The organism is Microbacterium sp. Soil_N32 (assembly GCF_057655505.1).
Window position 1 is genome coordinate 37,263 of the sequence record NZ_JBDGME010000006.1, and the last position, 6,639, is coordinate 43,901.

Sequence of the window (6,639 nt, forward strand, 5' to 3'; positions counted from 1 at the left end):
GAGGTCATCCTTTCACCGCGCCCGCCATGATGCCACTGACCAGCTGCCTGCCCGCGGCCACGAAGAGCACGAGCAGGGGAAGGGTCGCGAGCACCGCGCCGGCGAGCACGATCGAGTAGTCGATGTAGTAACCGGACTGCAGCTGGCTGAGTGCGGTCTGGAGGGTCGGGTTCTGCGGGGAGAGCACAATGAGGGGCCACAGGTAGTCGGTCCACGCGGTCATGAACGTGAACAGGCCGAGGATGGCCATCGCCGGGCGGGCGGCGGGGAGCCCGACGGTGAGGAAGGTGCGGAACTGGTTCGCGCCGTCCATGCGCGCCGCCTCGATGAGCTCGTCGGGGATGACGTCCACGAGGTACTGGCGCATGAAGAAGACCCCGAACGCGGTGACCAGGGTCGGCACGATCACCGCGCCGATCGACCCCGTCCAGCCCAGCTCCCGCATGAGCATGAACAGCGGGATGATGCCCAGCTGCGTGGGGATCGCCATGGTGGCGATCACGAACACCATGAGCCCGTCTCGTCCGCGGAACCGCAGCTTGGCGAAGGCGTATCCCGCGAGCGTCGAGAACGTCACGACCGAGAGCGTGATGATGCCCGAGATGAGGAAGGAGTTGCCGAGGGCCAGCCAGAACGGGATCGCGTCGAGCACCTTCGCCGCGTTGGCGAGGAAGTTGCCGCCGGGGATCAGCGGCACCGTCTCGCCGCGGGTCGCGTTCGTGCCGCTCGCGACGACGAACGACCACCACAGCGGGTAGGCACTGCCGAGCACGAAGGCGGTGAGCAGGCCGTACGTGAGGAAGCCGGGGCGGCTGCCGATGCCGGCGGTGCCGCCGGATGCCGCGCGGCGGCGACGGATCTTCTCGGGGACGCTGAGCGCCATGGTCGCGGTCATCGGGCGTCCTCCTCGACGCGGGTGCGTGCGGCGCGCCGGCGCGCGCGACGGCTGGTGGCGGCATCCCCGGTGGCGATGCGCCGCGAGATGAGGAAGTTGATCACGCCGATGCCGACGATCAGCAGGAACAGCAGGATCGCGACGGCGGATGCCTCACCGAGGTCTCGACGGAAGAAGGCGAGCTCCCACAGGAACAGCACCGTCGTCTGGAACTGCCGATCGCTGCCGCCGATGCCGCCGGCGGTCGACACGTCGAAGAGTCGGGGCTCGGCGAAGATCTGCAGCCCGCCGATCGTCGCCGTGATGACGACGAAGATGAGCGTGGGGCGGATCGTCGGGATCGTGATCGAGAAGAAGCGGCGCACCGCACCCGCCCCGTCGAGCGCCGCCGACTCGTAGAGGTCGCGAGGCACGGACTGCATCGCCGCGAGCAGGATGAGCGCGTTGTACCCCGTCCAGCGGAAGTTGACCATGATCGCGATCGCGAGGTGCGACAGCAGGGTGTCGTGCTTCCACTGCTGATCGGCGATGCCGACGAGATTGAGCAGATTGTTGGCCAGCCCGTCTGCCTCGTTGAACACGCTCGAGAAGATGATCGCGACCGCCACCGGGGTCACCACGAAAGGGATGAGCACGCTCATGCGCCAGAACGTCGGAGCCCGCAGGCCGCGGTCGAGCAGCGCGGCGATCACGAGGGCGATGCCGAGCTGCGGGATGGCGGAGAGCAGAAAGATGCTCAGGGTGTTGCGGATCGAGTTCCAGAACATGCCGTCGCCGAGGATCTCGACGAAGTTGCCGAGGCCGACGAAGCCGCCCTCCCCCTTCAGCAGGTCCCACTCGTGCACGGCGACGTAGACCGTGTAGAGCAGCGGGAACAGGCCGACGAGGCCGAACAGCAGGAAGAACGGCGAGATGTAGAGGTACGGCGAGGCCCGCTGGTCGAACCGCGAGGCCCGGTGGCGCCAGAAGCGCCGGGGGAGGGCATCCGGGGTCGTACCGGATGCCGCCGCTGTCTGCGCCTGCGCAGGCGGTGCAGTGAGTGTCATGGGGTGTCCTCGTGACGTTCCGGTCGCAGTTTCTGTCGGCTCGCGCGGGCGCGACCGACAGAAACTGCGACGGGAAGGGGTCCGGTCAGCCGACCAGCTCGTCGAGGAGGGACAGAGCCTGCTTCCAGGCGCCCTCGGTGTCGGTCTCGCCGCGGTCGAGCGCGGTGAGCGCCGGGCCGAAGACGTTCTCCTGGATGACCGAGTCGTCCGCGCCCTTGAACTGCGCGACCACGCCCTTCGCGCGCTCGGCGAGGATCGCGCCGGTCGGGGCGTCGTTGAAGAAGGCGTTCGGGGTGGCGTCGGAGGCCAGCGACTCCTGGGCCTCGACGGTCGAGGGGAAGTTGCCGGCCGCGGCGGACTGCTTCACCTGCTGCTCGGGCTGCGTCAGCCAGTCGGCGAGCTCGGCCGCCGCCTCCTTGTGCTGCGAGCTCTCGGGGATCGACAGGAACGCGCCGCCCCAGTTGGCCGCGCCGCCCGGGAACACATCGGCGAAGTCCCAGCCGGTCGACGCGTCGCCGCCGCCGGCCTCGACCTGACCCTGCACGACACCGAGCATCCACCCGGGGCAGACGAAGGTGGCGAAGGTGCCGTCGACGAACGACTTGCCGCCGTTCCAGTCCCACGCGGTCTGCGCGGCCGACTGACCGCCCTCGGTCGCGGCGCCCAGCAGCTCGAAGCGCTCCTGCAGCTCGGCGTTGCCCTCGACGTTCAGCTCGCCGTCGGAGGTGTAGTAGCCCTCCTCGAGCTGGTTCACCATCGCGTTCCAGACGAAGCCGGAGTGGTCGTACCAGGCCTTGCCGGTCGCCGCGGTGTAGTCGGCGCCCACCTGGAAGTAGTTCTCCCAGTCGCCCTCGAGCAGAGCGGCGACCGATTCGCGGTCGCTCGGCAGACCCGCCGCCTCGAAGGCGGCGCCGTTGTAGCAGATGCCCGAGGGGCCGATGTCGGTGCCGTAGCCGATGACCCGGCCCTCGGCATCCGTCGCCTGGCCGTACTTCCAATCGACCCAGTCGTCCTTGCGGTCCTCGATGCCGTAGTCGCGCAGATCGACGAACGTGTCGGACACGTCCATGACCGCGCCGAGCCACCCCTCCTCGATCGCGACGATGTCGCTGAGGCCCGAGCCGGCGGCGATCTTGGTGAAGGCGTCGGTGCGGGCGTTGCCGCCGGTGTCGATGTTCGTCGCCTCGATGGTGATGTTCGGGTGCGCTTTCTCGTACTCGTCGTACAGGTCGTCGTAGCCGAAGGTGCCGAACGTGGTGACGGTCAGCGTGATCTTCTCGTCGGCTCCGGCCTGGCCGTCGGTCGCGCCTCCGGCGCAGCCGGCGAGGGCGAGGGCCGAGGCGGATGCCACGGCGGCGGTGGTGAAGACCCGGTGGCGGGCGCGTGCGTTCACTGTTCACTCCTTTGTGAGGTGGTGCGAGGTGATGGTGCGGGAGGTGCGGCGCTGATGGTGCGGCGCCGATGGTACGGCGTGGGGGCGGCTCACGATGGGAGCGCTCCCACGACGTTCCGGCCACTGTATGGGAGCGCTCCCAAACGTGTCAAGAGCCGCTCGTGGAGGGAGGGACCGCGCATCGGGGGGTAGCCTTGCTCGGTGCCCGAAGCCGAACTCTCCCCCGCCCTCCGCCGAGCCGAAGCCCTGATCCGCAGCGTTCCCGACTACCCCGAGCCCGGCATCGTCTTCCGCGACATCACGCCCCTGCTCGCCGACGCCGAGGCGCTGCGCGTCACCACCGAGGCGATCATCGAGCCGTTCGCCGGGCAGTTCGACGTGATCGCGGGGATCGAGGCACGGGGGTTCATCCTCGCGAGCGCGGCGGCGATCGCGGCCGGCGTGGGGCTCATCCCGATCCGCAAGGCCGGCAAGCTGCCCCGGCCCGCGGCCTCCGTCGACTACGCGCTCGAGTACGGCACCGCGACGATCGAGATGCACGACGACCTGCCCGCGGGCTCGCGCGTGCTGCTCATCGACGATGTGCTCGCGACCGGGGGAACGCTGGCCGCGGGGCGGCAGCTCGTCGAGCGCCTCGGGAGCCACGTCGCCGGCATCTCGGTGCTGTTCGAGATCGACGGCCTCGGAGGCCGCGATCTGATCGGCGACCTGCACACCGTCTTCCACGCCTGAGCCCTCCGACCGACGCCGCAGTGCGCGGCGGGGCGACCCGCCCGGGACGGTAGACTGATCGCGCCAGCCCTTCCGCGACTTCTGGAGCCGTTCATGCCCACCATCGTCGTCGACGTCATGCCCAAGTCCGAACTGCTCGACCCGCAGGGGAAGGCCGTCACCGGCGCATTCGCCCGACTCGGCGTCGAGGGCTTCACCGATGTGCGCATCGGCAAGCGCTTCGAGCTCACGGTCGAGGGCGAGGTCACCGACGAACTGCTCGCCGAGACCCGCCGCATCGCCGACGAGGTGCTCTCGAACCAGGTGATCGAAGACGTCGTGGGCATCGAGGTCGTCGAGTGACCGTCCGCATCGGCGTCGTCACCTTCCCGGGCTCGCTCGACGATCGCGACGCGCAGCGCGCCGTCCGCATCGCGGGCGCGGAGCCCGTCGCCCTGTGGCACGGCTCGCACGATCTCGAGGGGGTCGACGCGCTCGTGCTGCCCGGCGGCTTCAGCTACGGCGACTACCTGCGCGCGGGCGCCATCGCCGCCCTCTCGCCGATCATGGCCGAGGTCAAGGATGCGGCAGCGAAGGGCATGCCCGTGCTCGGCATCTGCAACGGCTTCCAGATGCTCGTCGAGTCGCACCTGCTGCCCGGCGGACTCATCCGCAACAGCCACCAGCACTTCATCCGCCGCGACCAGCGCCTGATCGTCGAGAACTCCGACACCGCGTGGACGAACGAGTTCCGCCGCGGGCAGGAGATCGTCATCCCGCTGAAGAACGCCGACGGCGGCTACATCGCCGACGAGCAGACCCTCGACCGCATCGAGGGCGAAGGGCTCGTGGCCTTCCGCTACGCGGGCGTCAACCCGAACGGATCGTTGCGCGACATCGCCGGCATCACGAACGAGGCGGGCAACGTCGTGGGGCTCATGCCGCACCCCGAGCACGCCACCGAGGCCGGCTTCGGCCCGAACACCTCCGCAGCGATGCGCTCGGGCATCGACGGCGTCGGCTTCTTCGCGAGCGCGATCGCCGCGGTCGCCCGCGTCGCCGCCTGACCCTGCGAGACCGCGTAATCGCGCGGACCGGCGCGGGGGGCCGTCAGTCGGCCGGGAGCGTGAAGGGGTTGTCGCCGGCCTCGGCGAGCAGGTACCAGGCGGTCGCGCCCGTGTGCAGGCTGGCGTAGTAGAGGTCGCCGAACCCCGAGTCGAGCCCGTCGGTCGACGTGGCGGTGATGCCCTTGCCGTCGCCGTTCGGCTCGTCGCGCTGACCGAGACGGATGCTCGCCAGCAGCGACTCGGCCTCCTCCGCATCACCGGGCTGGGCGCGCAGCTTGAGGGCGAGGGCGAGGTGCCCTGCCCCCTCGAACCACACCTTCGACACGTCGACATTGCTGATGCCCGGGCCGCGGTACGGGCCGTCCGTGGCGATGAGGTGCGCGAGCGTCCAGTCGAGTGCCGTGGAGTACCGGGGGTCACCGGTGGCGAGCGCACTCCAGGTCTGGGCATCGAGCGGGATCGGACGCATGTTCACCGTGCTGCCGTCGTTGAGGGTGCCGGTGTCGACGTGACCGTCTGCGCTCTGCATGGCGGTGACGAAGTCGGCCGCGACCGCTGCGCGTTCCGCCCAGACCTGGTCGCCGGTGAGCTGGGCGAGCTGCGTGAAGAAACCGGCGATGTCGCTGTTGTGCTCGGTGGACTTCCACTCGAGCGAGACACCGGCATCCGTCTGCCCGCCGGTGTACCCGTAGGGCGCGCGCACCATGTCGGCGGTGTTCGTCTGGATCCAGTTGGCGATGCGCAGCGCGCCGTCGAGGTAGCTCTGGTCGCCGGTGGCGTGGAAGAGCCGGGTCAGGGCGAGGCCGGCCCATGCCTGGTTGCCGGTGAAGGTGCCGGGCCCGGTGATCACCATGCGCCCCTCGCGGATGCCGTGCGGCTCGTAGTGGGTGCGCACGCGCCCATCGCCGATGGGGTCGTTGGCCTGCACGAACAGCAGGGCCTCGCCGATCGACTCGGCGCGGCGGATGTCGTCGGGCAGGCCGCGTGCGGTGTACGCGATGACGACGAGGGCGTCGTCGTAGACGAACGACGGGGTGAAGTCCCACGTGGGAGTGGTGAAGAAGCCGCCCTCGTAGCTGCGGGGCAGGCACATGCCGTCGCCGTCGCAGAACTGGTCGGTGCGCGCGTTGAGAAACTCGTAGGCGCGGGCGATCGAGACCGTTCGGTCGGGGGCCCCGGTCGGCGGCACCGGGTCGTCGGCGGCCTCCGCACGGATCGACGCCGTCGCCGCACTGCCGGCGAACACGGCGGAAGCCACCAGGACGGCAGCGACGACCCATCCGGCGGCACGGCGCGGAGAACGGGACATGGCAACCTCGCAGGGATGTGGGAGGTCGGCAAGACGACGCCGCCCCCCGGTCGTGCCACGATCCTTTCATCCCGGACCGCACCAGCGGAAGACTTTTGTGAAGGATATTTCCCCTCGTTTACGAGTCCTTCCCGGTGCGGGATCACATTCGCACGTGAAACGCCCCTCAGAGGTGCGATTTTGATCCCGCATCCGCCAGGGGACGGGGCGGGGGCGGG

Annotated in this window: 7 protein-coding genes; 3 read left to right on the forward strand and 4 right to left on the reverse strand. The window is 69.7% G+C overall.

All coding sequences use genetic code 11. From position 1 onward, the window contains the following. Nucleotides 1–4: 4 nt before the first annotated feature. From AC3A3J_RS00395 to AC3A3J_RS00405, 3 genes are all read right to left on the reverse strand, one after another. On the reverse strand, nt 5–895 hold the full coding sequence (locus AC3A3J_RS00395) for a carbohydrate ABC transporter permease (RefSeq protein WP_487670376.1): 891 nt from the start codon (nt 893–895) through the stop codon (nt 5–7). Then, nucleotides 892–1,941: a carbohydrate ABC transporter permease gene (locus AC3A3J_RS00400; RefSeq protein ID WP_487670377.1), complete on the reverse strand. Its 1,050-nt coding sequence runs from the start codon at nt 1,939–1,941 to the stop codon at nt 892–894. Before AC3A3J_RS00400 ends, AC3A3J_RS00395 begins: the two co-directional genes overlap by 4 nt. 85 nt (nt 1,942–2,026) lie before the next feature. After that, nucleotides 2,027–3,334: an ABC transporter substrate-binding protein gene (locus AC3A3J_RS00405; RefSeq protein WP_487670378.1), complete on the reverse strand. Its 1,308-nt coding sequence runs from the start codon at nt 3,332–3,334 to the stop codon at nt 2,027–2,029. A 201-nt stretch (nt 3,335–3,535) separates the two neighbouring features. Between AC3A3J_RS00405 and AC3A3J_RS00410 the strand changes: the two genes are divergently transcribed. The 3 genes from AC3A3J_RS00410 (at nt 3,536) to purQ (ending at nt 5,112) form a co-directional block, all read left to right on the forward strand. Beyond that, on the forward strand, nt 3,536–4,066 hold the full coding sequence (locus AC3A3J_RS00410) for an adenine phosphoribosyltransferase (protein ID WP_487670379.1): 531 nt from the start codon (nt 3,536–3,538) through the stop codon (nt 4,064–4,066). 93 nt (nt 4,067–4,159) lie between these two features. Then, the gene (gene purS, locus AC3A3J_RS00415; protein WP_314649076.1) at nt 4,160–4,408 is read left to right on the forward strand and encodes a phosphoribosylformylglycinamidine synthase subunit PurS; all 249 of its coding nucleotides are present in this window, start codon (nt 4,160–4,162) and stop codon (nt 4,406–4,408) included. Then, complete coding sequence (purQ, locus tag AC3A3J_RS00420; RefSeq protein WP_487670380.1) at nt 4,405–5,112, forward strand: phosphoribosylformylglycinamidine synthase subunit PurQ; 708 nt, start codon at nt 4,405–4,407, stop codon at nt 5,110–5,112. The genes purS and purQ overlap by 4 nt, the downstream gene beginning before the upstream one ends. A 43-nt stretch (nt 5,113–5,155) precedes the next feature. Here purQ and AC3A3J_RS00425 read toward each other — a convergent pair whose 3' ends face one another. Continuing rightward, a complete protein-coding gene (locus AC3A3J_RS00425; protein WP_487670381.1) occupies nt 5,156–6,421 on the reverse strand; it encodes a hypothetical protein in 1,266 nt (421 codons plus the stop codon). Nucleotides 6,422–6,639 lie beyond the last annotated feature (218 nt).

What these genes read in the sequence shown, in the direction of transcription:
- AC3A3J_RS00395 (WP_487670376.1), bottom strand. Translation starts at nt 895, where the DNA reads ATGACCGCGACCATGGCGCTCAGCGTCCCCGAGAAGATCCGTCGCCGC.
- AC3A3J_RS00400 (WP_487670377.1), bottom strand. Translation starts at nt 1,941, where the DNA reads ATGACACTCACTGCACCGCCTGCGCAGGCGCAGACAGCGGCGGCATCC.
- purS (WP_314649076.1), top strand. Translation starts at nt 4,160, where the DNA reads ATGCCCACCATCGTCGTCGACGTCATGCCCAAGTCCGAACTGCTCGAC.
- AC3A3J_RS00425 (WP_487670381.1), bottom strand. Translation starts at nt 6,421, where the DNA reads ATGTCCCGTTCTCCGCGCCGTGCCGCCGGATGGGTCGTCGCTGCCGTC.